Annotated in this window: 2 protein-coding genes, 1 tRNA gene and 1 pseudogene; 3 read left to right on the plus strand and 1 reads right to left on the minus strand. The window is 65.6% G+C overall.

Features of this window, described 5'->3' with window-relative positions; genetic code table 11:
* Positions 1-300: 300 nt before the first annotated feature.
* A tRNA-Leu gene (locus AC16JP_RS02870) sits at positions 301-387 on the minus strand.
* A gap of 136 nt (positions 388-523) precedes the next feature.
* Between AC16JP_RS02870 and AC16JP_RS02875 the strand changes: the two genes are divergently transcribed.
* The 3 genes and pseudogenes from AC16JP_RS02875 to AC16JP_RS02885 all read left to right on the plus strand — a co-directional run.
* On the plus strand, positions 524-1,489 hold the full coding sequence (locus tag AC16JP_RS02875) for a complex I NDUFA9 subunit family protein (protein ID WP_484339094.1): 966 nt from the start codon (positions 524-526) through the stop codon (positions 1,487-1,489).
* Between the two features lie 26 nt (positions 1,490-1,515).
* The gene (locus AC16JP_RS02880) at positions 1,516-2,322 is read left to right on the plus strand and encodes an undecaprenyl-diphosphate phosphatase (protein WP_484339095.1); all 807 of its coding nucleotides are present in this window, start codon (positions 1,516-1,518) and stop codon (positions 2,320-2,322) included.
* A 161-nt stretch (positions 2,323-2,483) separates the two neighbouring features.
* Positions 2,484-2,791, plus strand: a pseudogene (locus AC16JP_RS02885) (NAD(P)-dependent oxidoreductase); the annotation flags it as partial.

A 2,791-nucleotide genomic window follows, 5' to 3' on the forward strand; every position in this document is an offset into this window, starting at 1 on the left:
AGCTCGTCCACGGCGGCTCGACCTGGAACAGCGGCGTAAACCGCGCACAGGTCCGCGATTGCAGCGCGATCCTCGGCTGCCTGCTGCCGATTTTCATCGATCTGATGATGGACAACCCGAACCACCCCTGGCCGATGCCCAACTACCCGGTGGTGGAATAACGCCGATGGCCACACGGATCTGGCTGCCTCGATGAGCGCCATATCGCATTCTGGCGGGACGGAGCCACCCCATTCGGGGGCTGGCCACCTTGGCCATTCGCCACCCCGATCCCGATACGGGTGTCGCAATACTACCAAATGGTGCCCAGAAAAGGACTCGAACCTTCACGGCCTTGCGGCCACAGGTACCTGAAACCTGCGCGTCTACCAATTCCGCCACCTGGGCAGGTGCTCTCGGTGGGCGCCCGGTTAGGCAGGCGCTCGCTGCTTGTCAATGCGAAGTTTGCCGAAACCGCCAACTTTTGCGCGCGGGGCAGTCCGCCGCATTGTCAACGGGCGGCCGGGCGGGCTAGAGGGCGGCCATGTCCATTGCCCCCTTTCACGCCCCCCGGCTGGTCGCGCTCGTCGGCGGTTCGGGCTTCATCGGAACCGTGGTTGCCGAAAGCTTTGCAGCGGCCGGGTGGCGCGTCGTCGCAGTCTGCCGCACGCCGGATCACGCCCGCCACCTGAAATCACTGGGCGATCTGGGGCAGGTGGGTGCGCGTTTCGGCGATGTCCGCCAGCCGAAAAGCCTGGCAGCGGCGCTGCGCGGGACCGATGCGGTGGTGAACCTTGTCGGCATACTGGACGAAAAGGGCGGGCAGCGCTTCGCCGACGTGCATGTAGCGGGTGCGGCGAACGTGGCGCGCGCTGCAGCGGATGCGGGCGCCCGCACGCTGGTGCACATGTCGGCGATCGGCGCCGACACGCATTCGCGTTCCGCCTATGGCCGCACCAAGGCCGAAGGCGAGAAGGCGGCGCGGTCTGCCTTTCCGGGTGCTGCGATCGTGCGCCCCAGCGTGGTGTTCGGCGCTGGCGACGATTTCACCAACCGGCTGGCGGGGCTGATCGCATCGGCGCCAGCCGTGCCGGTGATAGCCCCGGAAACGCGGTTCCAGCCGGTATTCGTGAAGGATGTGGCGGCGGCGATTCTGGCGATCGCCGGGCAGTCGTCGGCTGGCGGCGCCGGCAGCGTGCACGAACTGGTCGGGCCGGAAACGCTGAACATGCGCGAACTTGTCGGCCGTATCGCCGACATGACGGGGGCCGAAGAAACGCCCCGCATCGATGTGCCGCAACTGGGCGCAAAGCTGCTGGCCGGGCTGGGCTTCCTGCCCGGCGCGCCACTTAGCGGCGACCAGTTTGAAATGCTGCGCCATGATAATGTGGCGTCGGGGCGGCATCCCGGCCTTGGCGACCTTGGCATCGAGCCGACGGCGCTGGCGACGGTCGCGCCGCAGTGGCTGGTGCGTTACCGGCAGGGCGGCCGCTTCACCGCCATCGCCTGACCACCAGCCGGATTGCAGGATACGCCATGGACCTGACTTCGATCACGCAGGCGTTCCTTCTGGGCCTGCTTGAGGGGCTGACCGAATTTCTGCCGGTTTCATCGACCGGGCACCTTATTCTCGCCTCGGAACTGATGGGCTTTAACGGCGAAGGCTCGATTGCGTTCAAGATCGCAATCCAGCTTGGCGCGATTCTGGCGGTGCTGGTGGCCTATCGGCAGCGTTTTGCCGGTGTGATTACCGGGCTGGTGCGGCGCGATCCCGGCGCGATTGCCTTCACCCGCAACATCCTGCTGGGGTTTCTGCCGGCGATGGTTATCGGCGTCTTTGCCTATTCGGCGATCCGCGCGCTGATCGAAAGCCCGCTGACGGTGGCGATCGCGCTGATCCTTGGCGGCATCGCCATCCTGCTGATCGAACGCATGGTGACGCCCGGCCCTGCCACCAGCGTCGAGGCGATGCCTGCGCGTCTTTCGGCTGGCGTTGGCGTGGTGCAGTGCCTGGCGATGATCCCCGGTGTTTCGCGTTCCGGGGCAACCATCATGGGCGGCCTGCTGATGGGCCTCGACCGACGGACCGCCGCCGAGTTCAGCTTCTTCCTGGCGGTGCCGACGATGGCGGCCGCCACCGCCTACGCGCTGTACAAGGAACGGGCGCTGCTGAACCTCGATGATTTCGGGCTGATCGCCATCGGCTTCACGGTTGCCTTCGTGTCGGCGCTTCTGGTGGTCAGGTGGCTGGTGGACTTCGTGGGCCGCCACGGCTTTGCGCCTTTTGCCTGGTATCGGATCGTGCTGGGCACGGTTGCGCTGGTCTGGCTGCTGGCACGATAGTATCGAAATGGTCCTTTTTTATCCGATCAAACGGCTGCGATGGACGGCCTGTCAGGATTATTTCAGATAATAGGTCAGTGTTATTGCCCTTACTACTCGCCAGATGTTGCGGGTGCGCGTAGGCACGCTCCTCGAAACCCCGAATCGACGGCGAGGAACGGATGGCCGAAAACAGGATGCAGCGCTTTGTCCATCTGGGTCAGGCCTATCCGCAAAAGCGGGATGCCGGCGTCCGCACCGGCGACTTCGAGGAAATCAGCCCCGCGCTGCTGGCCGACAAGGCCGCCGAACAGGCCGCGCGCTGCGCCCAGTGCGGCGTTCCGTTCTGCCAGACCCACTGCCCGCTGGAAAACCACATCCCCGACTGGCTGAAGCTCGCCGCCGACGGCCGCCTGCGCGAAGCCTATGAGGTTTCCTCCTCCACCTCGACGATGCCGGAAATCTGCGGCCGCATCTGCCCGCAGGACAG

The organism is Sandaracinobacteroides sp. (assembly GCF_057137845.1).